Source organism: Nonomuraea sp. IBHARD001 (assembly GCF_056106265.1).
The window spans coordinates 7211088-7236563 of the sequence record NZ_JBWBBW010000002.1; the positions used below are offsets into that span (position 1 = coordinate 7211088).

Genomic DNA, 25476 nt, shown 5'->3' on the forward strand with positions numbered 1-25476 from the left:
CGCCCGACAGCCGTCTTTTCGCTATGACCCCCATAAGCGAATCGGCCTTGTTGCCGTTGACCAGGGCGGATGGGATGGAACGCGTGCCGCTGGAGACCGTCGTGCTCGTCGTCGTCTCGGGACTGTTCGCGGTCGTGTCCGGGATGAACGACGGCGGCGCCCTGCTGGCGACCGGACTGAAGCTGCCCAGTGTGCGACCGGCCACCGGGATCGTCACCATGGTCGTGCTCATCGCCGTCGTGCCGCTGCTCTCGCACCAGGTCGCGACCACGTTCGTGACGCGGCTGGCGACGCTCGACGGGCCCGGCGGGCGGGCGGCCATGGGTGTCGCGGTGCTCGCCGCGATCACGGTCGTCACCGTGCTCTCGGCCAAAGGGCGGCCGACCAGCCTCACTCTGGCCGTGGTCGGCGGGCTGACCGGGGCCGGGCTCGGCTGGGGGCTTCAGGTGTCGCTGCCCGCCGTCGCGCTCGTGCTGGCCGTCGGGCTGGCCGCGCCGTTCGCCGGGGCGCTGGCCGCCTGGTTCGCCACCCGGGCGCTGCTCTCCCTGGCCACGGGCAGGAGCCTGCCGCACTGGCATCGCGCGGGCTTCGCCGTACAGTGCCTGGCCTATGCCGCCAACGACGGGCAGAAGATGCTGGCCGTTTTCATGGTCGCGCTCGGCTTCTCCGGTGCGCCGCTCACCGTCAGCGCGCTCACCGCACTGCTCTTCGGGGCGGGAGCCGTGTACGGCCTGCCTCGGGCCGGGCGGACGCTCAGCAGGGAGATCATCGTCTCGCGCCCGCTGCACGGGGTGTCGGCCGAGTGGGCCTCCGGCGTGACGGTGATCGGCTGTGCCGCGGCCGGGATGCCGGTGAGCATGACGCAGTCGATCGCGGGCGCGCTGATCGGCGCGGGGGTCTCGGCCGGAGGCGGCCGGGTGCGGTGGTACGCCGCTGTGAAGATCGTGCTGGCCTGGTTGCTGACCCTGCCCGCGAGCCTGCTGCTGGCGGGCGCCGCGGCCTGGATGGTGAAGGGAGTGAGCGCTTGAGCATCGGCTCCCGGCTGGTGAACCGGCTCAGACGCGTGGGCGACCTGCTCACGGGACGCATGGACGGGGCGCTCGTCGACGCCCTGATGGGACAGCTGGCCGCCACCAAGGAGGGCGCCTGGCTGGCGATGGCCATGATCGGCGGCGAGGTCGGCCGGACGGGCGCGCACGAGCAGATGCGCGCGATCGAGCACCTCGGCGACGAGGAACGCGCCCGCCTGGTCGACGAGCTGAAGTCCGCCCTGGTCACGCCGATCGACAGGGAGGACCTGTTCCGCCTGTCGCGCTCGATCGACGACGTGCTCGACTCCCTGCGCGACTTCGTACGCGAGTCCCACCTGTACCGTGTGCCGGACCAGATCAGGTTCGCGCCGCTGCTCGACCAGGTCGTGGTCGGCATCGAGGCGTTGGAGAGCGCGGTGCAGGACCTGGCCAAACGGCCCTCCGCCGTGGTGCACGACGCCCTTGAGGCCAAGAAGGCGGGTGGCGCCGTGCGCAGGATGTACCAGTACGAGATCGCGCGCATCTTCGCGGGCGCCGACGAGGGCGGCGGTGAGATCACGGCGAACGCCCTGAAGGAACGCGAACTGGTACGCCGCCTGGAGATCGTCGGCATCGCGATCGGCGACGCGGCCAACGCCATAGCGGACGGAGCGATGAAACGGTGAACGGATGAGCGAGCACGAGGTGAGCGAGCGGCCGGCCGCGAGGGTGGTCTGCGTCGACGCGGACGGACGCGTCCTGCTCATGCACTGGCGCGATCCGGTCGGCGGCGAGACCGTGTGGGAGCCGCCGGGCGGTGGCCTGGACCCAGGTGAGACGCCGCTGCAGGCGGCCAGGCGCGAGCTGACCGAGGAGACCGGGCTGCCGGGCACGGCGGTCGTCGACCACTGGATCATGGTGCACAGGGACTTCTGGTGGATCGGTGTGCACTATGTGAAGAGCGAGCCGTTCTATCTGGCCCGTTTCGCGGCTGCCAGGCCCGAGGTTGATCCTGGCGAGCTCACGGAGGAGGAGAGCGAGGCCTGTCTCGGCTGGGGCTGGTTCACACCCGCGGAGATCGCCGCGCTGCCGGGCCGGGTCGACCCGCCGGAGCTCGTCGATGTCGTCAGGAAGCTGCTCTGACCCGTTCGGCCACATAGTGGGCGGCGCTCTCCGCGTCGGCGAAGTTCGCCGAGCGGTCACCGGCCTCCACGTGGTAGCAGCCCTCGACGCTGATGCTCATGTCGCCCGCCACCAGCACCGGGCCGCGGCGCTCGGGCGGATCGTAGCGGTTCTGCACGAGCGTGAGGTGAAAGTGGCGGACCAGAAGGGCCCTGACCCCGCGCGTCGAGAGGTAGTCCTGCACCCAGGCGAGCTGCTGGAGTTGCTCCTCCTCCAGTCGCTGGGTGAACACGGCAGACATACGCACCACATGTCCTTACTCGGTTGGATTCTCCTGTCGCGACCCCAGACTGCATTCAAGTGACTACTGTATGTAGGAAATCCGCCGCCACACAGCGACTGTGCGGGAACGGGTCGCGTTTGTAGAACCGTGTAGAACGGAAGGGCACCCCCGATGCCGGCGCCACGCGAGCTAGATCCGACTGCGAGCCCATTGGCGTTCTTCGGCGCCGAGCTGCGGGAATACCGGACGAAGGCCGGGCTTTCACAGGAGCAGCTCGCCGAGCGGATCAGCTATTCCCTTTCTCTGGTCAATGCCGTCGAACTGGCCAGGCGCACTCCTTCACGCGACTTCGCCGAACGGGCCGACCAGGTCCTGACCACCAACGGCGCCCTGCTGCGCCTGTGGCCCCTGGTACGGCAGGCCGCCTATCCGGCGTGGTTCCGGCCGTGGCTGGAGATCGAGCACGCGGCGAGGACCCTGCAGACGTGGCAGCCGCTGCTGGTGCCCGGCCTGCTGCAGACCGAAGACTATGCCCGCGAGGTCTTCAGGCGTGAGCCCGGCGCGACGGCCGAGCAGGCGGAGGAGGCGGTGTCGGCGCGGATGACCCGCCAGGCGGTGCTGACCGGGCCCAATCCGCCGATCTACTGGGTCGTGCTCGACGAGTGGGTGCTGCACAGATCGGTCGGGTCGGCCTCGGCGATGCGCGGTCAGGTTCGCGCGCTGCGGGAGCGGGCCAGGCTGCCGAATGTCACCATTCAGATCGTTCCAGTCGATGCGCAGGCTACACCGGGGCTCACGGGAGCCTTCGTGATCGCCAAAGTGCCGGGCGAACCCGATCTCGCCTATCTAGAGTCGGCAGGGGCAGGGTACGTGACTGACAGGCCACTCGACGTTGAGTCAATTGTCCGAAGATATGACGTCATCCGGTCGCTCGCCCTGCCTGTCACAGCAAGTCTAGATTTACTTAAGAAATTGGAGGAATCCATATGGAGCTGAGCGACATCACGTGGCGCAAGGCCCTGCGCAGCGGCGGCAACGGCGGCGACTGCGTCGAGGTGGGCGTGCTCGACGCGCCCCAGGCCACACTCACCGACAAGGCCGACGAGAACCGGCTGTTCGTCCTTCGCGACTCGAAGGACCCCGAAGGGCCGACGCTGTTCTTCACCGAAACCGAGTGGGAGGCGTTCCGGCTCGGAATGAAGGACGGCGAATTCGACGACCTGATCTGATGTAAGCAGTTCCGGCGGCGTGCCGGTCACGATCGGCACGCCGTCCCCGCCCCCTCGTCCAGCGGAGGAATGGTGAAAGAAGAGTTCGCACGTGCATTGCACGGCTTCGGCATCAGAGTGCACCAGATCACCCCTGAACAATGGCATCAGCCCACCCCCTGCACCGAATGGGATGTCAAAGCCCTGGTCGGCCACATGGTCTACGAGGCCGTCTGGGTCCCCGCCCTGTTCGAGGGCGCCACGATCGAAGAGGTGGGCACCGCGTTCGACGGCGACCTGCTGGGCGACGACCCCGTCAAGGCGTTCGACACCGCCGCCATCGCCGCCGTGTCCGCCGTCCAGGCCGCCGACCTGAGCGCCACCGTCCACCTGTCCTTCGGCGACGTGCCCGGCTCCCTGTACCTGGAGCAACTCTTCGCCGACGCCCTCATCCACACGTGGGACCTCGCCCGCGGCATCGGCGCGGCCGACCTCCTCGACCCCGAACTCGTCGCCCTGTGCGCCGCCTGGTTCCCCCAGCACGAACAGACCTACCGCACCGCCGGCATCATCGCCCCCCGCCCACCCGCCCCCGCGGACCCCACCCCCCAATCCCACCTCCTCACCGCCTTCGGCCGCACCCCCTGACGGCCTTTCCCGCCTTTACGGCCAAGCCACCCCCAGCCCTCCGCAGTCACTTGGCCGCCCCCCATCCATCACGCCCCTCCAGCCGACTCCGGCCGCCCACCGCCACATCGCCCGAACGACACCTCGACGGGAAAGCGCTCCTTCGTTTCCTGGAACGTCGTGGAAAGCCCGTGCGGAGACTGCGACTCTCCCGGCCCTCGGTCTGGCAAAGGGGCTGCGGTGGTGGGCGACCGGCACCGGAAAACCGTTGACGTCCGGGGCGTGCCCGGTTGCAGGGGTCGGACAATCGCCGAACAGGATCAAGTAGGCCTGCCCCCGCTCGCAAGCGGCACGCGCGAAGACCCATCCGGCGGCTTCAAACGGTTCCCACCGCAATCCTCCGCTGCCAGGCCCACAGCTTGAACGACCTGACGAGTTAGCCGGCCGCCGCGCATGCACAGGGCACCATCGTCATGGTCATCGTGGCAGTGTCGATGCCTGACAACTGGCCGGCGTCCAAGCAGTATGGACAGGCGAATGCCGCCCTGGTGACGGAATCCTTCCAGCTTCGGTCCTCCCACACGGGTGGGGGCTCCACCGGAATCGCGGGACGAACCTCGGCTGGATCGCTCGCCCCACCTACGATCCCGGTGCCGAGACAGAATCCGCACTCGACGTTCAGCGGTCCCAGCATCTCAGCGCCACTCCCGCCGCATTGCGGGCAAGGAAGCGGATCACTCACGCTGGTCCACCCACCCCGTGCCCTTGCATACTCTGCATTTGGTCCACTCCTTCTTCCTTCCGGGCTGACCGTTAGGGTTCTTCCACTCCCCTCCTTCGCCGAAGCAGGCACCGCACTTGTGCTTCTTCTGCCGCCTGTCGTCGTCGCCGTTCGTTGCCGTGCGAGGTTTCATGGCGAAAACGCTAGGTTGCGGACTAGTACGTACATAGCACGTTTGCGTGTCTGGGGTCCTACAGACAGTGAAGGGGGTTCCTCCGAACACAAAGAAGCCCTCAGCCTGAACTGAGGGCTTCGCCATCGGTGCGCCAATCGGCTTTGCGGTCTCCGCTGTCTGCGCCTTTGGCGCCGGACCCGCCTTCCTTGTGCCACGCGGCTGTGATCAGTTCATCGTCGTCGCTCCATAAGCAACCATCTTTTTGCGGATTAACTCCCCCGATTCCCGCAAAGGGTGCGCCCACGCACGTATTGCCTCGAACCTCATGTTGACCGCTTTCACTCTGTCCATGCGATCAGTGACCTGCCCGTCTGCGGCCGTGTCCAGGTAGAGCGTGGTGGAGCGGTCGCCACGGGCGATGGCGAAGCCGCCGAGCAGGCCGACCGGCGGTACCACAGCGCTGGCCACCACCTGCAAGGTGACACGAGGATGCTCCATCATGCGCAGCAGATGAGCGCACTGCTCATTCATGACTCCCGCTCCGCCCAAGGGCCTTTCCAGGACGGCCGCGTCCATCAGGGCGTAGTACATCGGGCCCTCAGCCTGCCGAAAGATCTGTTGACGTTGAAGTCGCGCTTCGACGTTCTCCTCGACCTGGCTCTGCGGCACGCCTGGGACTCCGCCAAGGACGCTGCGGGCGTATGAATCGGTCTGCAGGAGTCCGGGAATGACCAGCGGCTGCCACGTACTGAGCGTGTGAGCTTGCGCCTCCATCTCGGGCCACTGCGGAAAGCACTGCGGACCTGCTTGTCCGCTCACGAGTGGCCAGGTCCGCATGAGCTCGCCTGCCAGGCCCAGAACCTCCTCACATCGTTCGGTGAAATCGCGCTGTGGTGTGCGCTTTCCCCTCTCGATCGCACTGACAAGGCTTTCGCTGAACCGAATGCGCGCGGCCAACTGCTCCTGGGTCAACCCCGCGTTCTGCCGTTGTCTGCGCAGCTCGGCTGCATAGAGCTCCAGCGGCGACGGACTGGGATCGAACTCGCTGCCGCTCACGTGCCCCTCCGAATCTGCGAGCCAGTCATGGGACGGCTGCTCCCTCATGAAGCCGTCAGTTGTGCGAATGCCGTCATCTCCGCCGGAGGGTCGACGACCGGATGGATGACGAGGTCGGTGACGCCTGCCTGTCGCAGGGCCGTGATGCGGAGGAGGAGGGCGTCGCGGGAGCCGGTCAGGGTCAGGGTGTCGATCAAGGAGGGCGGGATCAGGGCGCGTTCGGCGGGTGGGATGCGCTGCAGGTAGGTGGGGTAGAGGGCGAGGTGCCGGTCCGGGGCGGTGGGGGTGGTGCCTCGCCGGGCGAGGAGGGTGCGCACGGCTTCGCGTACTTCGGTGTCGAGGACCTCGGCGAAAGCGGGGGTGTCGGCGGCGAAGGTCAGGAACGACATGACGATGTGGCCCGTGGCGTCCAGGGTCGCGTCGCCGTACGGGGGGTCGGGCTCGTCGAGGATGTGCAGGGCGGTCATGACGTAGGAGTCGGCCCGGGGTGCGCCTCCGGCCTGGCGACGGGCGTGGTCGCGGGTGTGGCAGGCGGCGGGGTCGAGGGCGGCGAAGGAGATGAGGCCGACGCCTCGGCGTCCGGCGACGGCGGCGGCCTTCGAGCCGTTCGCGGCCACCAGGAAGGTGATGGGGTCGGTGGTGTTCACATGCGGCCCGGCGTGCGGGAAGCGGATGGCGTGGGACCGGTCGCCCTCGCGGTACTCGATGGCGCGTCCGGCGCACAAGGCCTGCAGAGCCGCGGTGAAGCGTTCGAGTTCGGCCGTCGTGGTCGGCGGCAGGCCCAGGGTGCGTCTGGCGGTGTTCCCGGTGCCGACGCCGCAGACGATCCGGCCGGGCGCGCGTGCGTTGAGGCTGGCGAGGGCGCTCGCCGCGGCCGGGACCGAGCGCAGGGCGGGTGACGTCACGCCGATGCCGAGCTTGATCCGGCTGGTGGCCTTCGCACATGAGGCCAGGGCCACGAAGGGATCGCCGTGGAGCATCGGCGTGTCATAGACCCAGAAACTGCTGAAGCCCAGTTCTTCGGCCAGTACGGCGAGCTCTTCCACTCCGGGTCGCGCCGTGAGCACGACGCCTTTGCGCATGACGCCTCCGTGAGGTCGTCTTCCGCTCATGTCAGCGGAAGCCCCATGCACATCCTGCTGCACGATTATCGCGTCGTCAGCGCTGACAGAATCGTGCCGACGTTCCCCCGCAATTCCTCGGCCGCGTCTCCCACGCCCGACAGATGCCGAAGCAGGCCCTGCTGGAACACCCCGTCGAACAACGCATAAGCCAGCGACGATTCCACCCTCAACGGCAGCCGGGCCAATTCCCCGTAACGCATGACCACACGCCAGATCATCTCCTCCAGGCTGCGATCGATCTCCAGGACGTCGGCCCGGAACGACGCCTCGAACAGACTCTGGTTGCGCAGGTCGTACCAGAGTCGGTGCAGGGGGGCGTCCTGGACGAGGGTCGTGGCCATGGCGGCGGCGAAGCCGGTCCTGAGGGCGTCGGCGGTGGAGGCGGTGTCCACGATCTGGTCGTATCGGGTGACGCATTCGGACTTGTACAGCCGGACGCAGTGGGTGATGAGGTCGACCTTGTCGCGGAAGTAGTAGTGCAGGACGCCGTGGGAGAACTCGGAGTTCTGCGCGATCTCGCGCAGGCTGGTGCGGGCGTAGCCGAGTTCGGAGAGCGTCCGCAGGGCGGAGGCGGCCAGCTGGGTGCGCCGTTCGGCGAACTTGTCCACCTGGCGGCGCGAGATGCGGTCCTGGCGCGCGACCTCGGTCACCGTGAGCCTTCCCCTCGCCCCGTCGACTCGCGGGCAGTGTGCACCACCCGTGCCGCCATTTTATCCGATATGTCCACTCCGACCAGGGACAATAGCCTCATTTGGGCAAAAATCTTGACGATCGTCCAAGAAAATCTTGACGACTGTCAAGGAAGTGACGAACCCTGGTCCGTACGCCACCACGACGTGCCCCCGACAACGACCAAGCCCGAGACCAAACCACCCCGGAAGACCAGCAGCAGGAGGCGTCCCCCATGAGTGTGTTCGACCTGACGGGTAGGAAGGCGCTGGTCACGGGCGGAGCGCGTGGGCTGGGCGCGGGGATGGCCGTGGCGTTGCGCCAGGCGGGGGCCGAGGTGGTGATCGCCGACATCCAGGAGGACGTCGGCAGGGCCACGGCCGAGGCGATCGGCGTGCGGTTCGTGGCGCTGGACGTGACCGATGACGGGAGCTGGGAGCGGGCCGTGACGGCCACGGTGGCGGTGCTCGGCGGGCTGGACATCGTGGTCAACAACGCGGGCGTGGAGATCTCCGGCCTGGTCGTCGACCTGGACCCGGGCGACGTGCGCCGCATGCTTGAGGTCAACGTGCTGGGCGTCGCGCTCGGCGTCAAGCACGCGTTCAGGGCGATGCGGCCGGGCGGCATGGCGGGCGGCGGCGGCGCGGTCGTGAACATCTCGTCGGTCGCGGCGACCATCCCGTTCCCCGGCATCGCCGCCTACTCGGCGACCAAGTCCGCCATCGACCGGCTGACCAGGGTGGCGGCGCTGGAGTCGGGCAAGCTCGGCTACGGCGTCCGGGTCAACTGCATCTATCCCGGACTCGTGCCGACCGAGATGGGCGCGCAACTCGCCGAGGACATGGTCACGCTCGGGCTCTGGCCGAGCGCCGAGGCCGCGGTCGGGGACGTGATCGGCCTGACGCCTCTCGGACGGCTCGGCGAGGTGGGCGACATGGCGGACGCGGTCGTGTTCCTCGCCTCCGACGCGGCCAGGTTCATCACCGGGGCCGGGCTGCCCGTCGACGGCGGCATGGGCATGTGACCACGACCGCCGGAAACCGGCCCTCCTCCGACTGATCGACTCCTACATCTGACAAAAAGTCAGGCGATATACCCAACGCGCCTATCCCCCACGACCTTGGACACACCCCGCAAGGGTGAATCCCATGCGTACATCCCCCGTGCACCTTTCCTCCCTGATCATGCTCCTGCTCCCCCTCACCCCCGCCACCACCTCCCAAGCCCCCGCGCCGGCCCCCTACGGCATCACCTACCAGCGGGCCGCCTTCACCGCGGGCACCGCCGAAGGCGTCAAGGCCACCGCATCGGCCCTCACCTTCGCCACCCCGATCGGCATCCGCCGCCACACCGACGGCCTGGGCGCCAAGACCTGGGAGTACGCCCGCTGGACAGCCCCGGAACGGCGTACCACCTTCCCGGCGACCGAGCTCATCGCCTCCTGGACGGCGGACACGCCGAAGGGCAGCTGGCTGCAGGTCGAGGCCAGGACACGCAACAGCAGCGCCCTGAGCAGGTGGTACGTCCTGGGCCGCTGGGCCTACGGGGACGCCGACATCCAGCGCACGTCGGTGTCGGGCCAGAGCGACGCCGATGCCAAGGTCTCGGTCGACACGCTGGTGGCCGCGACCGGCAAGCCGATCACCGCCTACCAGCTGCGCGTCACGCTCCTGCGTACGCCCGGCTCCGCCGTACGGCCGAGGGTGCGGACGCTCGGGATGATGGCGTCGGCGGTGCCCAGGCGGGCGAGTGTGCCGGTGAGTCCGGCGGGAGGGGCGTGGGGCACCGAGCTGCATGTGCCGCGCTTCTCGCAGAACGTGCACAAGGGGCACTACCCGGAGTGGAACGGCGGCGGCCAGGCCTGGTGCAGCCCGACGTCCACCGCCATGGTCATGGCCTACTGGGACAGGCGTCCGAGCCGGGCCGATCTGGCCTGGGTGGACCCGGCCGACCCCGACCCCGAGGTGGACCACGCCGCCAGGCACACCTACGACCGGGCCTACGACGGGACGGGCAACTGGCCGTTCAACACCGCGTACGCCGGGCGGTTCGGGCTCGACGGGTTCATCACCAGGCTGCGCTCGCTGGCCGAGCTCGAACGCCTCATCTCGGCCAGGGTGCCGGTCATCACCTCGCAGTCGTTCGAGGAGGAGGAGCTGCCGGGCGCCGGGTACGGGACGGACGGGCACATCATGGTGGTCGTCGGGTTCACGACGAAGGGCGATGTGATCGCCAACGACCCGGCGTCGCCGAGCGACCAGGCCGTGCGCAGGGTGTATCCGCGTGCCGCGTTCGAGAACATCTGGCTGCGCAGCTCCAGCAGCGGCGGCATCGCCTACATCATCAGGCCGCCCGGCCACCCGCTGCCCACGAGCCCCGGCAACTGGTAGCACACGATCGTTTCGGCGGGCGGCGAACCGGCGCACGCCTAGCCTGACCCTCACGACGACGACGTGGAGGACGACCGTGAGCAGCGAAGAGATCCCCGAGACCGACGAGCGAGCCCCCGGCGACGTGGTGAACGCGATGGTGGAGCGTGTCCTCGACCTGGCCTCCACCTGGACCTCGTGGAACGGCGAGCCCATCGAGTCCGGCGAGCGCCACTACACCCCGCACAAGGCCGTGCGCCGGGTCGCCGACCACATGGTCGACCACCTCGCCGAGCTGGAGGCCAGACTGGCCGGCCTGCCGACGATCCCGGACCGCTGGCACGCCTCGGCCGTCACCACGCCCGCCGACCTGGCCGTCTTCACCGCCGACGATCTCGACGAGGCACACAGCCGGTTGCGCAGGCTGGCCCTGATCTGGCGGGTGCGCCTGGACTCGCTCGACGACCGGCTGCTCGACCGGTCGCCGGGGCGGGGATGGACGTTCCGCCAGATCGCCTTCCACGTCGGCGAGTCCGACTACTACGCCGACGCCGTCGGCAGGCTGCCCCTCCACTCGGGGGCCAGGATCGAGTGGACGACGGAGTCGCGATAGTCAGCGCCGATACGGATATGTCCTCTGATACGGCCTTCCTCGATCATGCCGAGGCCGGTCATCAGCCGCCGTGACGCCTCGTTCGCCGGACTGCGCGCACCCCACACGCGGTGCAGGCCGAGCTCGCCGAAGCCGAGTGTCAGCAGCAGCGAGACGACCTCGCGGCCCAGGCCCTGGCGGTGGCGGTCGGCGCGCAGGGCGAAGCCGATCTGGCCGCTGTTCTGCGCGGGATGCTGGGTGTCGACGGCCAGCCTGGCGAACGCCACCAGCTCGTCGCCGACCACACCCGCCAGGGAGTACTCCCTGCGCGGCACGGCGACGGCGGCCGTGACGACACTGCCCACGATCGACTCCACCTGACCGCGGTCGCGCGGCTCGAAGCTCATGTGCTCGGCCACGACCGGATCGCCGTAGACGGCCAGCAGTCCGTCGACGTCCTCGATGCGAAACTCGCGCAGACGGACCCGCTCGGCGGCGAGCTTGACTGGATGCATAGCCGCCGACCCTAGCGCCATGGAGCGTGCCGCGACCCCGCCCTTGGGTGATCGCGGTGGGTGCCCCATCTGCTCGGAGCGCAGTCGAGCAGAGGGGGACGTCTTCCAGAATCGCTGGTCAGCGGCCTCGGCGAGAGCCCGCTGGGCAAAGTTCCCAGCCAATCCCCATGAACTCTCCCGGACAATTACCCCCACATCCCGCTCAAAGCCCACCGAAATTCGGGGAACGGAGCGCCAGGAAATACCACAAAGGGGCCAGCCGAAGCTCCAGGTCCCAGCCCCAGTCGCCGTCGCCGTCGCCGTCGCTAGAGGGTGCGGTCGGCCGGACCGTCGTAGTGGTCGGGCCCCTGCATCGACAGGTCGAGCGGCTGGACCATGTGGCTGTTGGCCGAGGCCCGCCAGCCCTTCTCCCTGGTCGCCTCCTCGATGGAGTGCGCGCACAGTGACAGCGAGCGGCACACGATGAACAGCGCCTTGAGCTGCAACGGCGCATAGCCCATGTCGAGGCCGATGCAGCCCATCGCCCCGGGTCCGTTGAGCCAGACGCGACGGCCGAACACGTCCTCGGTCGCCTCCTCCATCGCCCGTGCGATGCCGACATAGCGCCCGGTGACGCCGAGCTCGTCCGAGACCTGCAGCAGCCTGGCCGTACGGGGGTCGCGGATGTGCTGGGCGTGGTGGAAGCCGGGCATGCGCTCGCGGCGTGCGCGCATCTCGGCGACGACCTTCGCCGCGGCCTGGGCGTCGTCGAGGCCGTCACGGTCGGCGCGCTCGGCCACCGCGAGGAACATCTCCGCCGGGCGGTCGGCGGTGCCGTGCAGGCGGCCGATGCCCGCCACGCCCGCGGCGACGGCGGAGTTCAGCTCGGCGCCGCCCGAGGTGGCGAAGCGCACGGTCGCCGACGAGGGCGACATGGCGTGCTCGGCCATACTGACCATGATGGCCTCGGTCATCGCGCCGACGGCGGGCGTGGGCAGCTCGCCGCGCAGGACGAGATGGAAGTGCTCGCCGAAGGAGATCGCGCCGGTCAGCTCGTTGACGTCGTAGCCGCGCACGACGATGCGGTCCCGGTTCTTCCAGGCGATCGCCGTCTCCCAGGCGAAGGCCTGCTTCTGCTGCTCGGTCATCGGGTGATCCTTTCCGGGAAGTACACGCAGGCCGGGTCGATCTCTTCACGCAGGAGGCGAAGCTCTTCGGAATCCGGCGGCGCGGTGGTGGTGAGGTCGGCGGCGAAGGCCGGGATGAAACCGGTGCGTTCGAGTACGGCACGGCGATCGGCGCCCGGCATGAGGGCGGTGACGACGAGCGCCGAGTCGGCGGCCTCCATCACACACAGATCGGTGACGACCTTGACCCGCAGGGGGCCGAGCCCGGCCTTGGCCCGTTCGCCGGGCCCGCCGAGAAAGCCGGGGCTGGTGACGTAGTCGCAGCGGGCCGGGAAGCGGCGGCGTTCGTGGTCGGTGAGCACGACGACCTGTGCGCAGTGGCTGGCGATGTCGTTGGCGCCGCCGCTGCCCGGCAGCCGTACCCGGGAGCCGTCCTGCCTGGCGACCCAGGTGGAGTTGATGTTGGCATACTCGTCGACCTGCGCACCGCCGAGGAACCCGGTCCTGACCAGGCCGCGCTGCACCATCCCGCCGAGCGCCTCGAACAGCGACCCGTGCCGTGAGGCGCCGCGCATGAGCCGGGGGTCGACCACGGAGACCGGCGTCGGCACCACCTGGGGGAAGACCACGCCGGACTCGATGACCAGCTTGGCGCCGGGCGCGTGTGTGCGCTGGGCGAGTGTGGCGGCCAGCAGGGGCAGCCCGGTGCCGACGATGACGAGGTCGCCGTCGCGGATCTGCCTGGCACCCTCGACGACGAGCAGTTCGCGCGGCAGGGCGTCGTGCGCGCTCACACCAGCCTCCTCATCCGCTCGACGAGCCCGGCGCGCATCTCGCCTGAGGCGTCCCGCCGGTCGAGGTGGTCGGCGAAGGCGGCGCCCAGGTTCGCCTCGATCCAGGCGCGCAGGTGCTCGTCGCCCTGCCTGCCGAGCGCCTGGTACTCCTTGATCTCGGACTCGGCGAAGTCGTAGGCGCGGTAGACCGAGGTGGGGAAGGCGCCGAACGGCTGCTCGACCACGGCCGTGACATACGCCTCCGAGATCGTCACATGCTCGGGCCGATCGGCGAACGCGCCCGCGGGCAGCACCTCCTCGGCCGAGACGATGGTGACCTTGGCCGCCCTGACCATGTCCACCTCGTGCGAGGTGACACCCTCGACGACGACGTTCCCGGCCTCGTCGGCGCGGTTGGCGTGGATCAGCGCCACGTCCGGCGTCATCGCACGCACCAGCACCAGCGGCCTGCCGCTCCACGGGTCGACGGCCTCGACGGCGTCCCCGTCGGCGACCATGTCGGCCAGCAGGCCGGTGCCGAGCAGACTGAACGTCGGCAGGTACGGCAGGCCGAGCGCTCCGGCGGCGAAGCGGCTGGCCATGGCCAGGTGGGAGTGGTCGCCGACCGACACCTCGCCGCGCTCGACCGCACGCCGCCAGGCGAACAGCGTGCCGTACCTCTCCAGGTTGCCCGTGCCCTGTTCGGTGCGGACGACCAGACCGGCGGCGACCAGCAGGTCGAGGGGCAGCGACAGGTTGCAGCCGACCACGGTCAGGCCGCCGATCCGCTGGCGTACGACCTCGTGCACCAGGGCCATCGGGCAGCGGTTGATGTTCTGGCCGCCCATGCCGATGACCGCGCCCGGCTTGAGGTACCTGGTGATGGCCTGCTCGGCGGTGAGCCGCTTGGTCAGTAGCTGATGCATGCCGACCGCCACTCGGTGTAGAAGTCCCAGACCTGCGGCGAGCACTCGGGCGGGCCGAACTGCGAGAGCTTGGCCCCCATATGCGGCAGATGTGCGTAGGCGCCGACGCCGGGCCGGTTGACGTGCAGCATTCCGGCCTCGAACCGGTCGAGCGCCTCGAAGATCGTGGCCGGGTCCTGGGTGAAGATCGTGCCGCTCATGCCGTACCTGACGGAGTTGGAGATGCGCATGGCCTCGTCGAAGCCGTCGCAGTCGATGACCGACAGGACCGGGCCGAAGATCTCCTCCTGGGCGATCTCGCTGTCCCAGGGCACGTCGCGCAGCACGGTGGGCTGGACGTAGCAGCCTTCGGGCAGGCCTTCGGTGGCGCGGACGCCGCCGACGGCGACCTTGGCGCCCGCCTCCTGGGCGTTCTTGATCGCATCCAGGCAGGCGCGCATCCTGGCCTCGTTGATCACCGGGCCGACCGAGGCGTGCTCGTCGGCTCCGCCGCCGACCCTGAGGGCGGCGACCGCCTCGACCAGGCGGGCCAGGAACTCCTCCTTCACCGCCACGTCCACGACGACGCGCGAGGTGGCCGAGCAGCGCTGCCCGGACTGGCCGAACGCGCCGAACACCGTGGCCTCGACCGCCTTGCCCAGATCGGCGTCGGCCAGGACGAGCACGGCGTTCTTCCCACCGAGTTCGAGTTGGGTACGCAGCAGCCTGGGCGCGCCCGAGGCGTGGATGGCCAGGCCGACGGGCAGCGAACCGGTGAAGCTGATGCCGCTGACACCGGGATGGGCGACCAGCGCCTCACCTGCCGCGATGTCGCCCTGGACCAGGTTGAGCACACCGGCGGGCACACCCGCGTCGGCGAACACCTCGGTCAGCAGCGCGGCCGTCAGCGGTGTGAACGGCGAGGGCTTGAGCACCGCAGTGCACCCGGCCAGCAGCGCGGGCGCGACCTTCCACATCGGGATGGCCAGCGGGAAGTTCCACGGGGTGACCAGCCCGACCACGCCGATCGGCGCGCGGAAGGTGTAGGAGAAGGTCCTCGGCTCCTCCGCGGGCAGCGTCTCGCCCTTGAGCCTGCGACCCTCCCCTGCGGTGAAGTCGAGGATGGCCAGCGCCCGCCTGACCTCGCCGCGCGCCTCCTTGAGCAGTTTGCCCTGCTCCCTGGTGATGGCCCGGGCGAAGTCCTCGGCCCGCTCCTCGATGAGCCGCTCGGCCCTGCGCAGGTACTCGGCTCGCTTGATCGGTCCGAGCGCCTTCCAGGCCGGCATCGCCGCTCCGGCCGCCTCCACCGCCAGGTCCACATCGGCGCCGCCCGACTCGGCGAAGTCCCCGAGGTGGTCGGCGAGGTCGCCGGGATTGAGGTTCGGCCGGGTCTGCCCGCTCTCGGGGGCACGCCATTCGCCGCCGATGTGGTTGAGCAGGTAGCGACTCGGGATCGTCGCCATCGGTTTCCTTTCCTGTCGGATACGAGTCCCCCAAAGCCTCACTGTCCGCCACCATCCGGACAAGTGGGTATAGACCGATGCCCCCGATAGGCAGCGGCTATATGGCTGCTCCTATGGCCCCGATAGGCAAATGCCGCATTGGCCGACCCCGTTCCCTGCACTAGACATTGCGGGAAAAGACCAGGTCACAGCGCCTGCGGAGTTCACCGCGAATTCACCCGGCCGATACGCCCGAGTGGCGAAACAGTCGATCGACGACACCCGACATAGGCCAACGTTCGGTGCGAAAACACGCAGAAGGGTCATTTAAATGAAAAACCTCCGCATTGGCGCCATAGCCATCGCCTCACTTCTCGCCCTCACCGCCTGCGGCAGCTCCAGCGCCGACTCCTACGACTGGAAGGCCGCCCCCGACACCGGCAAGATCGCCGAACAGGGCAAGGACCTCCCCACGTACGGCCTGGCCCCCGACTGGGCCAACTACGGCGAGGTCGTCAAGACCTTCTGCGCCAAGCACGGCGGCGCCTGCGCCCACAAGGACACCGACATGTCCTCCTCCGAGGAGATCGTCAAGTTCGACGCCGAGAAGGAGAACCCGGTCGCGACCGCCAGCGACATCGGCCTGATGTGGGGCCCGATCGCCGAGGCCAAGGGCGTCGTGCCGGACTACCTGCCGCCCTCGGCGAGCAAGCTCAAGGACTGGCAGAAGGGCAAGGGCGGCTGGGTGGCCACCTTCGTCGGCGCCCCCGCCTTCGTGGTGAACGTCGACAAGGTCACCAACCCGCCCAGGACCTGGGCCGACCTGCTCAAGCCCGAGTACAAGGGCCTGATCGCCACCAAGAACCCCACCTCATCGGGCACCGGCCAGGCCATGGTGGTGGCCGCGGCCGTGGCCAACGGCGGTTCGGTCGACGACCTCGCCCCCGCGTACGCCTACTTCAAGAAGCTCAAGGACGCGGGCAACATCAGCGACGTCAAGATGAGCGAGGAGACGCTGGAGAAGGGCGAGGCGCCCATCCAGATCAACTACGACTTCAACGGTCTGGCCCAGCAGGCGGCGTTGAAGGAGAAGAACGTCAACGTCGAGGTGATCATCCCTGCCGACGGCTCGGTCTGGTCGCCGTCCGGCATGATCATCAACAAGTACAACACCGCCAAGGGCGACTTCCTCAAGGGCTTCATCGACTACGTGCTCTCCGACGAGGCGCAGATCCTGTTCGCCAAGTTCGGCGCCAGGCCGATCCGCACCCTCAACGGCGACCTCACGCTGCCCGCCGACGCCAAGGCCAACTGGCTGCCCGACACCGCGTACGCGCCGGTGAAGGAGATCGAGATCACGAAGATCAACCCGGAGCAGATCGTCGCCGACTGGGAGGCCAAGGTCCTCGCGTGACGACCAATCCCATCGACGTGGCGGCGGGGAGCACCCTCTCCCCGCCGCATGCGGCTCCCGCGCCGGGTGAACAATCCTCTACGAGGAGCGAGAAATCCCCAAACATCGGGGGAAAGTTCTCCACCCGCAGCTTTCTCACCCGGTGGGGTCCCGCTCTACCGCTACTGGTGTTCACCAGCGCACTTCTCGTCCTGCCCGCACTGCGACTGATCCACGACACGTTCGCTCTGCGTGAGGGCGGCTACGGGCTCGACCACATCGTCAAGGTGGCGGGCAATCCCGTCGACCGGCAGGCCATCGGCGGTTCGCTCGCCCTCGGGTTCGTCCAGGCGACGCTGGCCACCGCCATCGGCGCGCCCGCCGCCTGGCTCATCACCCGGATGCGGCTCGGCGGCAGGGCCTTCTGGCTCTCGCTGATGAACGTCGCCTCGAACTTCGCCGGAATCGGCCTGGCCTTCGGCTTCGTCGCCCTGATCGGCTCCACGGGGATGCTCACGCTGGTCCTGAACGAGGCCTTCGGGATCGGCAATCCGTTTCCCTCGACCGGGTCGTTCAACGGGATGAACCTCGTCTATCTGTACTTCAACGTGCCGATGTTCGTGCTGCTCACCCTTCCGGCCTTCGGTGTGCTCAAGGACGACTGGCAGGAGGCAGCGGCCGTCTGTCATGCGAGCAGGATGCAGTTCTGGCGGTATGTCGGGCTGCCGGTGCTCTCGCCGTTCGTCGTCGCGGGCTGGCTGCTCATCTTCACCTGGACGATCGGCGTCTACGCCGTCGCCTACGCGGTCGCGGCCTCGCCCGGCAGTCAGAAGCTCATCACCCTGCAGATCGGCAGCACGCTGGAGTCGTCGGTGTTCGGCCTGGAGCGCGCCGCCGTACTGTCGGTGCTGCTCATGTTGCTGGCGATCCTGGCGACCGTGCTGTATCGGCTCTCACTCAAGCGCGCGGCGAGGTGGCTGTGACCAGACGGATCTTCCTCGGCCTGCTGGCCGTGTACTTCGGGCTCCCGCTGCTGGCCGCCCTGCTGTACTCGCTCGCCACCCGCTGGACCGACACGCCGCTGCCCGACGGCTACACCGCGCAGCACTGGATCGGCGTCTTCACCGCTCCCGACGTGCTGGCCGCACTCGGGCGCTCGTTGCTGCTCAGCGTGGTCGTCGTGGCCGTCGACATCGTGCTCGTCGTGCCCGCCGCGTACTGGTCGGTCGTGCGCAATCCCCGGATCGGGTCGGTGGTGCAGACGATCGCCGTCATTCCCTTCGCCATTCCCTGGGTGGTGGTCGGGGCGGGCATCCAGCTGGTCACCGCCTCGGTCGCGCCCGATCTGTTCGGCACCTTCGGGCTGCTGGCCGCGGCCAGTGCGGCGATCGCCTTCCCGTTCATGTACTGGGCCGTCGAGAGCGCGTTGATCGCGGCCGGGGCGCTGCAGCTCAGCGAGGCGGCGGCCACGTGCGGGGCCAGTCCCTGGCAGGCGCTGACCCGCGTCGTGCTGCCCGCCGTACGGGGTGGGGTGGTCTCGGGGGCCCTGCTGGTCGTCGCGACCGCGATGAACGAGTTCGCGCTGGCCAAGATCCTGGGTGGGGGGCGGTTCGAGACGTTGCCGATCTGGTCGGCCAGGCAGTTCGTCTCGCGCACGCTCGGCGATCCCAATGCGCTGGCCGTCGTCACCGTGTTCACCTTCGGCTTTCTTTTCGCGCTCTCCGCCCTGGTCGTACGGCTGGGCCGGGGGCGGGTCAGCACTATCGGAAGGACCCTCCGTTGAGTCACGTCGTCCTGCAGGGCATCACCAAGCGATACGCGGGTCACACCGCGCTCGGCGGCGTGGACGTCGGCGTCGAACAGGGGGAGATGCTGGCCCTGCTCGGGCCTTCGGGCTGCGGCAAGACCACCCTGCTGCGCTGCGTCGCCGGGCTCACCGGCTACGACGAGGGCCGGCTGACCATCGGCGGGGCCGACATGTCCGGCGTACCCGCCAGGAAACGGCCGATCGGCATGGTCTTCCAGTCCTACGCGCTGTTTCCCAACCTGACCGTGCGCGGCAACATCGCCTTCCCGCTCACCGTGCGCAGGACGCCCAAGGCCGAGATCGCCGAACGCGTGGAGGAGATGCTCGGCCTCGTCGGCCTGGAACACCTGGGCGAGCGGCTGCCCAACCAGCTGTCCGGCGGTCAGCAGCAGCGCGTCGCCCTGGCCCGCGCCCTGTCGCCCAGGCCCGAGGTCCTGCTGCTCGACGAGCCGCTCTCCGCCCTCGACGCCCAGGTACGCCACCGGCTGCGCGACGAGGTACGCCGCATTCAGCACCAGATCGGGATCACCACCATCTTCGTCACCCACGACCAGGCCGAGGCGCTGGCCATCTCCGACCGGGTCGCGGTGATGAACGCCGGGCAGATCGAGCAGTGCGGGCCGCCCGCCGAGATCTACACCGCCCCCGCGACCAGGTTCGCCGCCGGGTTCGTCGGCAACCGCAACACACTGGAACTGTCGGCACGCGACGGCCGTGTCACCGCGGGCGGCGCCTTCGACGTGGCCGCGCCGTCGGAGCGTGTGCTGTGCATGTTCCGGCCCGAGGACGTCTCGCTCAGCGCGGGCGGGCCCGGCGCACCGGCCGTCGTCGACGTCACGGTCTTCCTCGGCGCCACCACCCGCGTCTACGCCCAGGCCCGCATCGACGGCCACACCGCCACCGTGTTCGCCGACCTGCCCAGCCGCACCGCCGCCCACCTGTCCCCCGGCAGCCCGGTGCACATCACCGTCGACCCGGACCACGTCCAGACCTATCCCGCGTGACTGCCGCGCCCCCGGCGGGGACGCGGCAGCATCGCGAGGAACTACGGGTTGGTGAGCAGGGTGACCGGTGCGGTGCCCGCGCTCCATTCGTTCAGCAGACGCTTGGTCTCGGTGAACAGCAGGCACCGGAAGCCGGTGGGCTCGCCCTGCGCGTTCCATTCGGTGGGGGTGTGACCGGCGCTGACGATGCCCCGGCTCTGCAGCTTGCCGTCACCCCACCAGTTGTAGACGGGACCGCCGCTGTCTCCCCTCCTGACAGCGGTCTGGCCCGGGTTCGCACACGCCTCGACGCCCACGGTGCCGCCCCACGAGGTGAAGGCGTCGGTGACCCAGATGCCGCACGTCGCATTGATGGCGACACCGCTCTGACACACCTCGCCGTTGAAGGTCCATGCCGAGTCGCGGTAGTGCGTCCAACTGGTGTCGCTGGTCCACACCCCGCTCCACGCGCTGGTGGGGCCGATCGTCGCGGCGTCGTTGCGCCACTCCCATCCGGCCACGTTCCCCACGTGGTACACGGCGCCGCCGGAGTACACCGGCTGCCCGCTGGAGAAGCAGTGCGCGGCGGTCACCAGGAACTGCTGGCCGTTCTGGGCGACGCCGAACGCGCTGCTGCAGATGGAGCCGTTGGCATTGGGCGCCAGGTGGGTGCCTCCGGCGTGCGGCGGCCCGTCGTTGTAGCGGTTGAGCAAGACGATCGGCTCGCCGCGCTCGAAGGTGGTCGGCGGCTCCTGCACCACGCCCTTGCCGCTCACCGCGGCGGCCAGGGCGCCCGCCTTGACCGGATCGGCGACCGAGGCGACCAGGCCGCTGCCGTCCGGTTTGATGGAGATCTTGTAGATCTCGGCTCCCCGCCGCTTCCAGCCGCTCGCCCGCTCCAGCAGCGCCTGCCGCGCCGCGTCCAGCTTCTTCTGCGTGTACGCGGCCTGGCGCACGACCACCTTGATCTGGGCGGCCTCGCTCACCTCCGAGGCCCCGGCGGCGGCCAGGGCTCTGCCACGCGCCTGGTCGGTGGCGTAGAGGGTGATCCGGGAGGTCTTCGTGTCCACCGTGAGCCCGCCGAAGACGTCGGCGAAGTCGCCGTGTCCCCGGTCGGCGATGGCACTGGCTAACCGGCTCGCCGGAGAGACCGTGGGTGCGCCTTGCGGTGCGGCGGTCACCCGGATGCCCGGCTTGGTCACCTCTTCGGGCACCGCCGCCGCACCGGCGACGAGCGGGGTCAGCACTGTCACGGCGCCCGCGACGAGCAGCGCCTTGGGCCAGCTCCTGATCGATCGAGATCGAAGGAACGACATACGACGTCCTTTCCTTTCCTATCACTGAAATGATCCGAAGCTTTGACGGATCACTTCAATGAAGGTAGGTCGCCGCTCACACGTGTGTCAATAAACTGATTTGAGGAGATCGACCTCCTACTCAAGTGACACGCGCGAGCCGTCCAGCGGAGGTACAATCACCGCAGTGACACAACGGGGGCGACGGTCATTCTGCTGACAGCACGGAGAGACGCACGATGAGCGACCACTCGCCACGGACACTGCAGGACAAAGTGGACCACCTGTTCCGGCAGGTACGTCCAGAAGGCAGCAAGCCCTACACCCACCCCGCCGTGGCGGCGGCGACGGGCCTGTCCACAGGCCTGCTGTCGGCCCTGCGCTCGGGCCGCAACACCAACCCGACCAAGGACACGCTCGAACGACTCGCCAAGTTCTTCGGCGTGCCCGTGGCCTACTTCTTCGACGAAGAGACCGCCGAACACGTGGACGCACAACTCGAACTCTCCTCCGTCATGCGCGACGCCGAGATCACCCACATGGCCAGCCGGATGGTGGGCCTGTCGAAGGGCAGCCTCGAAGCCGTCACCCACCTGACCGAGCAGCTGCGGAGGCTGGAAGGCCTGGAGCCCCGCGAGCGGGGAGACGGCCCTCGTTGAGGCGCTGGAGCGGCCGCCGCAGGGTCGAACGCCGATGCCGGGAGCTGCTCGGCGGGTTCGACCTCCCTTCCTGCGACACCCGGGAGCTGTGCCGGAGGGTCGGGGTGACGCGCGGCAGGCCGATCGTGCTCGCGCCGCTGTCGCTGGCCCCGATCGGCGCCAGCGGCCTGTGGCTGGCCGGGCGCTCCTGCGACTACATCTGCTACGAGGAGAGCACCTCCGCCACCCATCAGGACCACATCGTCCTGCACGAACTCGGCCACATCCTGTTCGGCCACCAAGGCCACACGACGCCCGTCGAGAGCCTCGTGGGCACGGTGATGCGGCGCCACGCGCTGGACTTCGGCGACCGGCACGAGAGCGAGGCCGAGACCTTCGCCTATGTGGCCGCGCTGCAGCTCGACCTGCGTCGGACGGCGCCACCCCCACGGCCCGCGGGCGGGACCCCGGCCGAGAGGCTCGCCCAGATCTTCGAGGCCTGAGGCCCGGCATGGCCGACCTGATCCATCGGTGCCTGCTCGTCCTGCTCCTCGCGGCGCTCGCCTACCGGCTGGTCCTGATGGCGCGGCGGCCGGGCGACGCCGCCGCGCGGGCGCTCGTGATCATGCTGTCGGCCCTGCTGGTGGTGCTGCTGCTGGGGCTGCCCGCGGTGTACTGGTGGATCCAGCGCCACACCGGTGGCGTTCCCATGCTGCCCCTGCTGCTTCAGCACGCCGTCGTCATCGTCATGGCCTACCACGGTGAGGCCTTCCTCGCCGGGGTCGTCGCCCCTGACCGCGCCTATGCCATGGCCGGGCGGCGGCACCTGCTCGCGGGCGGGCTCATGCTGCTCGGGCTGTGTTACCTGGCGGGTCCCTACCGGCTGGGCGCGGAGATCCCGGGCAGCGCGGGGACCCGCGATCCGGCGCTGGCCGCCTATCTGCTGGTGCCGCAGGTCTATCTCGTCCTCACGCTGGCCGCCGTGCTGCGTCACGGGTGGCCCGCCGTACGGATGGACAGCCGTCATCTGCGGGTGCGTGTCGGGCTGATCAGGGCCGCCTGCGCGCTCGGGCTGCTGCACAGTCTGCACAAGATCGTGTACCAACTGGCCGTGCTCGCCGGAGCCGCGCTGCCCTGGCACGACAACGGTCCTCGCGGGGTGCAGATGCTCCTGCTCGCTCCGGTCGTGGTCTGCGTGGCCGCCGCCCTGGCTTTCCCGGCGCCCGGATCCAGGGCCGCGGCGAGCTGGGCCGACCGTCTCGCCCTGCGCAGGCTCGCACCGCTGGCGGCGGCGCTCGACGTCGGCGCAAGGAACGCTCCCGTGCGGGCACGAGGGCCGAGGGCCAGGTTACGGGCCAGGGTGATCGGCATCAGGGACGCCGTCATCGGGCCGCTCTACCACCATTTGGACGCCGAAGCCCATGACCTGGCGCACCGGCGCGGCCTGGCGCACGGGCTGGACCCGGACGAGGCGCTGGTCGTGGCCGAGGCGGTGTGCATCGCACTGGCCCTGCGCCGCCTGCGTGCCGGAGCCGCCCCCCTGCCCACCGCCCCTCCCCCACTGCACACGGCCGCCGACCTCACCGGCGAGGCCAACTGGCTCGCGGCCATCAGCAGAGCAACCCGCCACTGCCCCCTCGTGCACACCCTGCTCACCGAACTCGCACCGCAACCTCCCTGACCGACCCAGCAGGTACGGCTCCGCCCTCCCCTGCTCCCCGGCCCGGCACAGGGCGGGGCCCCTCCGCTCGACGCTCCTCGTGCGCACATGGCCGGGCGGCCGACATCACCCGTGGCGCATCACCCGTGCGACAGGGCCTCGTCCTGCTCGGCCTGGGAGGTCAGGCCCAGTGCCCGGTAGGCCACCGCGCGGTTGGCATGCAGGTCGGGTGCGGGCGCCAGGGTGATCGCCTGCGTGAGATCGGCCACCGCCCCCTCGGCGTCCCCGGTGTCGAAGCGCAGGATCGCCCGATTGGCCCAGGCCGAGGCGAGACGGGGATCGGCGGCCAGTGCCTCCTCGAAGGCCAATGCGGCCTGGTCGTGCCTTCCGGCCGTGGTTTCGAGCTGGCCCAGCACCGCGAGCAGATGCGCGTGGCGGGGCGACAGGGTCAGGCCGGTCTCGACATCGGCCCTGGCCTGCTCGTCGAGGCCGAGCGCGGCCAGCAGCCCGGCCCTGTTCACATAGGCGTCCAGGTAGCCGGGGTCGAGCTCGATCACCCGGTCCAGATCGGCACGCGCCGCCTCCAGCTCACCCAGCGAAAGGCGCAGCTCGGCCCGGTTGTAGTACGCCTCGGGCAGCGGCGGGCTCAGCGCGATGGCCTGCTCGTAGTCGGCCAGCGCCTCCCGGGGCCGGTCCCGGCGAAACCACAGGTTCCCCCTGTCGAGGTAGTGGTCGGGAAAGGCGGGATCCAGGGCGATCGCGGCCGTGTAGTCGGCCAGCGCCTCCTCCTGCCTGTCCAGGCCCGCCAGCAGTTGCGCCCGGTTGGCCAGCAGCACCATGCGATGCACGGGATGGCGATCGCCCAGCTCACCGGCCAGGACGATCGCCGACTCCACCAGGGCGAGCGCCTCGGCCCTGCGACCTTCGCGCAGCTCGATCAGGGCCAGGCCGTTGCGGTCGAAGCCCAGCTTGAACGCGCGCTCGGCCGGGTCGGGCAGCAGGGTGGAGATGGCGACGGCCTGGTTGATCCAGCCTCGTGCCCTGCCCAGGTCGCGCCTGGCCGGATCGGGATGCCTCGCGTCCAGCATGGCGGTGCCGTACGCGGAGGCGGCGTGCACGGCCGGGTCCTGGCTGCTCCTGCGGGCGCGTTCCCACCAGGTGCGGGCCTCGTCGTGGCGGCCGAGGCCGCCGAGTGCCGTCGCGGTGCGCTGCAGGAGCCGCCACCACAGCGGGTGCTCGCCCGTGACCTGCGACAGGGCCAGTTCGCCCAGCTCGGCCACCGTGTGCAGGAAGCCTTCGCGGGTGCACCGGTCGACCTCGGTCCACAGCTCGTCGGGCCCGCGCGGGTCGGGCGGTGCGGACGGCCCCTCCTCGAAGACCGTCAGGCGCAGCACCGCAGGCGGCATCCTCCGGATGAGAACGTCGAGGAACTCCTGGTCTGTCGCATCGGCATGCGCCGCGTTGCACACGGCGAGCGTGTGTCCGGGTGGCGTCGCGGCCATGGCGTACTCGGCCAGGCCGTTGGCGATGCGCAGGGTACGCCGGGGAGCCGGCACCAGGATGCGTTCGTCGTCCGGCAGTGCGGCCTCGACGCCGGTGCGGCGGGCGGGCACCCGATCGTGCAGGTCGGGTGCCGCCGCACGGATCTCGATGTCGTGGGCGTCGAGCAGCCCCGGGGAACGTTCCAAGGTCACCAGATGTCGCAGAAGTGCTCGCGCGACCGTGTACGGCCCGCCTGGCCTGCGATGAGCGTCGATGAGGGGCAGAAGAAGGGAGTCGCCCACCTCCCACGAGCCGTCAGGGGCGCCCTTGACCCTGGTGTGCCCGGAGGCGCTCACCCCTTGTGGATGACGCTCGCGGTCCCCGTGAGCTTGGCGGTGCCAGGTTTCCTGACGATGATCCTTTTCATGCTTCCCCTTTTCCGCGCCGGGTAAAACACAAACTTATTCGGACAAATCAGCGATTATCAAGGTTTATATCGAGCAAGGATGATTACCAGATAG

Annotated in this window: 27 protein-coding genes; 16 read left to right on the top strand and 11 right to left on the bottom strand. The window is 69.4% G+C overall.

Features of this window, described 5'->3' with window-relative positions; genetic code table 11:
* Window positions 1–74 precede the first annotated feature (74 nt).
* Genes ACTWNK_RS34400 through ACTWNK_RS34410 form a run of 3 tightly spaced genes read left to right on the top strand, consistent with a single transcriptional unit; the run spans window position 75 to window position 2153 of the window.
* A complete protein-coding gene (locus ACTWNK_RS34400) occupies window positions 75–1028 on the top strand; it encodes an inorganic phosphate transporter (protein WP_474309079.1) in 954 nt (317 codons plus the stop codon).
* Window positions 1025–1696, top strand: coding sequence for a DUF47 domain-containing protein (locus ACTWNK_RS34405; RefSeq protein WP_474309080.1), 672 nt, complete (start codon window positions 1025–1027; stop codon window positions 1694–1696). The genes ACTWNK_RS34400 and ACTWNK_RS34405 overlap by 4 nt, the downstream gene beginning before the upstream one ends.
* A 4-nt stretch (window positions 1697–1700) precedes the next feature.
* The gene (locus tag ACTWNK_RS34410; RefSeq protein WP_474309081.1) at window positions 1701–2153 is read left to right on the top strand and encodes an NUDIX hydrolase; all 453 of its coding nucleotides are present in this window, start codon (window positions 1701–1703) and stop codon (window positions 2151–2153) included.
* On the opposite strand, the gene ACTWNK_RS34415 is transcribed toward ACTWNK_RS34410, so the two are convergent.
* Window positions 2137–2433 carry a hypothetical protein gene (locus ACTWNK_RS34415; protein WP_474309082.1) on the bottom strand — a complete coding sequence of 99 codons (297 nt, stop codon included), beginning with the start codon at window positions 2431–2433 and terminating at the stop codon, window positions 2137–2139. The genes ACTWNK_RS34410 and ACTWNK_RS34415 overlap by 17 nt on opposite strands.
* Before the next feature lie 192 nt (window positions 2434–2625).
* Between ACTWNK_RS34415 and ACTWNK_RS34420 the strand changes: the two genes are divergently transcribed.
* From ACTWNK_RS34420 to ACTWNK_RS34430, 3 genes are all read left to right on the top strand, one after another.
* On the top strand, window positions 2626–3411 hold the full coding sequence (locus ACTWNK_RS34420) for a helix-turn-helix domain-containing protein (RefSeq protein WP_474309083.1): 786 nt from the start codon (window positions 2626–2628) through the stop codon (window positions 3409–3411).
* Window positions 3402–3644 carry a DUF397 domain-containing protein gene (locus ACTWNK_RS34425; RefSeq protein ID WP_474309084.1) on the top strand — a complete coding sequence of 81 codons (243 nt, stop codon included), beginning with the start codon at window positions 3402–3404 and terminating at the stop codon, window positions 3642–3644. Before ACTWNK_RS34420 ends, ACTWNK_RS34425 begins: the two co-directional genes overlap by 10 nt.
* Window positions 3645–3713: 69 nt before the next feature.
* Complete coding sequence (locus tag ACTWNK_RS34430) at window positions 3714–4271, top strand: TIGR03086 family metal-binding protein (RefSeq protein WP_474309085.1); 558 nt, start codon at window positions 3714–3716, stop codon at window positions 4269–4271.
* A 1100-nt stretch (window positions 4272–5371) separates the two neighbouring features.
* Here the strand turns inward: ACTWNK_RS34430 and ACTWNK_RS34435 are convergent.
* The 3 genes from ACTWNK_RS34435 to ACTWNK_RS34445 form a co-directional block, all read right to left on the bottom strand.
* The gene (locus ACTWNK_RS34435) at window positions 5372–6202 is read right to left on the bottom strand and encodes a helix-turn-helix domain-containing protein (RefSeq protein WP_474309086.1); all 831 of its coding nucleotides are present in this window, start codon (window positions 6200–6202) and stop codon (window positions 5372–5374) included.
* Window positions 6203–6246: 44 nt separating this feature from the next.
* Window positions 6247–7284, bottom strand: coding sequence for an LLM class flavin-dependent oxidoreductase (locus ACTWNK_RS34440; protein ID WP_474309087.1), 1038 nt, complete (start codon window positions 7282–7284; stop codon window positions 6247–6249).
* A 65-nt stretch (window positions 7285–7349) separates the two neighbouring features.
* A complete protein-coding gene (locus ACTWNK_RS34445; protein WP_474309088.1) occupies window positions 7350–7976 on the bottom strand; it encodes a TetR/AcrR family transcriptional regulator in 627 nt (208 codons plus the stop codon).
* A gap of 254 nt (window positions 7977–8230) precedes the next feature.
* Here ACTWNK_RS34445 and ACTWNK_RS34450 point away from each other — a divergent pair, with 254 nt between their 5' ends.
* The 3 genes from ACTWNK_RS34450 to ACTWNK_RS34460 all read left to right on the top strand — a co-directional run bounded on the left by ACTWNK_RS34450 (window position 8231) and on the right by ACTWNK_RS34460 (window position 10977).
* Window positions 8231–9019 carry an SDR family NAD(P)-dependent oxidoreductase gene (locus ACTWNK_RS34450; protein ID WP_474309089.1) on the top strand — a complete coding sequence of 263 codons (789 nt, stop codon included), beginning with the start codon at window positions 8231–8233 and terminating at the stop codon, window positions 9017–9019.
* A 124-nt stretch (window positions 9020–9143) separates the two neighbouring features.
* Window positions 9144–10385: a peptidase C39 family protein gene (locus ACTWNK_RS34455; RefSeq protein WP_474309090.1), complete on the top strand. Its 1242-nt coding sequence runs from the start codon at window positions 9144–9146 to the stop codon at window positions 10383–10385.
* Between the two features lie 76 nt (window positions 10386–10461).
* Complete coding sequence (locus tag ACTWNK_RS34460) at window positions 10462–10977, top strand: hypothetical protein (RefSeq protein ID WP_474309091.1); 516 nt, start codon at window positions 10462–10464, stop codon at window positions 10975–10977.
* Here the strand turns inward: ACTWNK_RS34460 and ACTWNK_RS34465 are convergent.
* From ACTWNK_RS34465 to ACTWNK_RS34485, 5 genes are all read right to left on the bottom strand, one after another.
* Window positions 10905–11471, bottom strand: coding sequence for a GNAT family N-acetyltransferase (locus ACTWNK_RS34465; protein WP_474309092.1), 567 nt, complete (start codon window positions 11469–11471; stop codon window positions 10905–10907). The genes ACTWNK_RS34460 and ACTWNK_RS34465 overlap by 73 nt on opposite strands.
* 305 nt (window positions 11472–11776) lie before the next feature.
* The gene (locus ACTWNK_RS34470; protein WP_474309093.1) at window positions 11777–12598 is read right to left on the bottom strand and encodes a citrate/2-methylcitrate synthase; all 822 of its coding nucleotides are present in this window, start codon (window positions 12596–12598) and stop codon (window positions 11777–11779) included.
* Complete coding sequence (locus tag ACTWNK_RS34475) at window positions 12595–13371, bottom strand: CoA-transferase subunit beta (RefSeq protein WP_474309094.1); 777 nt, start codon at window positions 13369–13371, stop codon at window positions 12595–12597. Before ACTWNK_RS34475 ends, ACTWNK_RS34470 begins: the two co-directional genes overlap by 4 nt.
* Complete coding sequence (locus tag ACTWNK_RS34480) at window positions 13368–14276, bottom strand: CoA transferase subunit A (RefSeq protein WP_474309095.1); 909 nt, start codon at window positions 14274–14276, stop codon at window positions 13368–13370. The genes ACTWNK_RS34475 and ACTWNK_RS34480 overlap by 4 nt, the downstream gene beginning before the upstream one ends.
* Window positions 14261–15718 (bottom strand): aldehyde dehydrogenase family protein, encoded by a 1458-nt coding sequence (locus ACTWNK_RS34485; protein ID WP_474309096.1) that lies wholly within the window; start codon window positions 15716–15718, stop codon window positions 14261–14263. The genes ACTWNK_RS34480 and ACTWNK_RS34485 overlap by 16 nt, the downstream gene beginning before the upstream one ends.
* Window positions 15719–16028: 310 nt before the next feature.
* Here ACTWNK_RS34485 and ACTWNK_RS34490 point away from each other — a divergent pair, with 310 nt between their 5' ends.
* From ACTWNK_RS34490 to ACTWNK_RS34505, 4 genes are all read left to right on the top strand, one after another.
* Entirely contained in the window at window positions 16029–17111 is a 1083-nt protein-coding gene (locus ACTWNK_RS34490) for an extracellular solute-binding protein (RefSeq protein ID WP_474309097.1), read from the top strand.
* Window positions 17112–17278: 167 nt separating this feature from the next.
* Window positions 17279–18073: a hypothetical protein gene (locus ACTWNK_RS34495; protein WP_474309098.1), complete on the top strand. Its 795-nt coding sequence runs from the start codon at window positions 17279–17281 to the stop codon at window positions 18071–18073.
* Window positions 18070–18873 (top strand): ABC transporter permease, encoded by an 804-nt coding sequence (locus tag ACTWNK_RS34500; RefSeq protein WP_474309099.1) that lies wholly within the window; start codon window positions 18070–18072, stop codon window positions 18871–18873. Before ACTWNK_RS34495 ends, ACTWNK_RS34500 begins: the two co-directional genes overlap by 4 nt.
* On the top strand, window positions 18870–19901 hold the full coding sequence (locus ACTWNK_RS34505; protein ID WP_474309100.1) for an ABC transporter ATP-binding protein: 1032 nt from the start codon (window positions 18870–18872) through the stop codon (window positions 19899–19901). Before ACTWNK_RS34500 ends, ACTWNK_RS34505 begins: the two co-directional genes overlap by 4 nt.
* Window positions 19902–19942: 41 nt before the next feature.
* Here ACTWNK_RS34505 and ACTWNK_RS34510 read toward each other — a convergent pair whose 3' ends face one another.
* A complete protein-coding gene (locus ACTWNK_RS34510) occupies window positions 19943–21196 on the bottom strand; it encodes a chymotrypsin family serine protease (RefSeq protein ID WP_474309101.1) in 1254 nt (417 codons plus the stop codon).
* Between the two features lie 218 nt (window positions 21197–21414).
* Between ACTWNK_RS34510 and ACTWNK_RS34515 the strand changes: the two genes are divergently transcribed.
* From ACTWNK_RS34515 to ACTWNK_RS34525, 3 genes are read left to right on the top strand one after another with little or no spacing between them, the layout of a single operon-like run.
* Window positions 21415–21834 carry a helix-turn-helix domain-containing protein gene (locus ACTWNK_RS34515; protein ID WP_474309102.1) on the top strand — a complete coding sequence of 140 codons (420 nt, stop codon included), beginning with the start codon at window positions 21415–21417 and terminating at the stop codon, window positions 21832–21834.
* Window positions 21831–22316, top strand: coding sequence for an ImmA/IrrE family metallo-endopeptidase (locus ACTWNK_RS34520; RefSeq protein ID WP_474309103.1), 486 nt, complete (start codon window positions 21831–21833; stop codon window positions 22314–22316). The genes ACTWNK_RS34515 and ACTWNK_RS34520 overlap by 4 nt, the downstream gene beginning before the upstream one ends.
* 8 nt (window positions 22317–22324) lie before the next feature.
* Window positions 22325–23494, top strand: coding sequence for an MAB_1171c family putative transporter (locus ACTWNK_RS34525; RefSeq protein ID WP_474309104.1), 1170 nt, complete (start codon window positions 22325–22327; stop codon window positions 23492–23494).
* Window positions 23495–23613: 119 nt separating this feature from the next.
* On the opposite strand, the gene ACTWNK_RS34530 is transcribed toward ACTWNK_RS34525, so the two are convergent.
* Window positions 23614–25311 (bottom strand): tetratricopeptide repeat protein, encoded by a 1698-nt coding sequence (locus ACTWNK_RS34530; protein WP_474309105.1) that lies wholly within the window; start codon window positions 25309–25311, stop codon window positions 23614–23616.
* Window positions 25312–25476 lie beyond the last annotated feature (165 nt).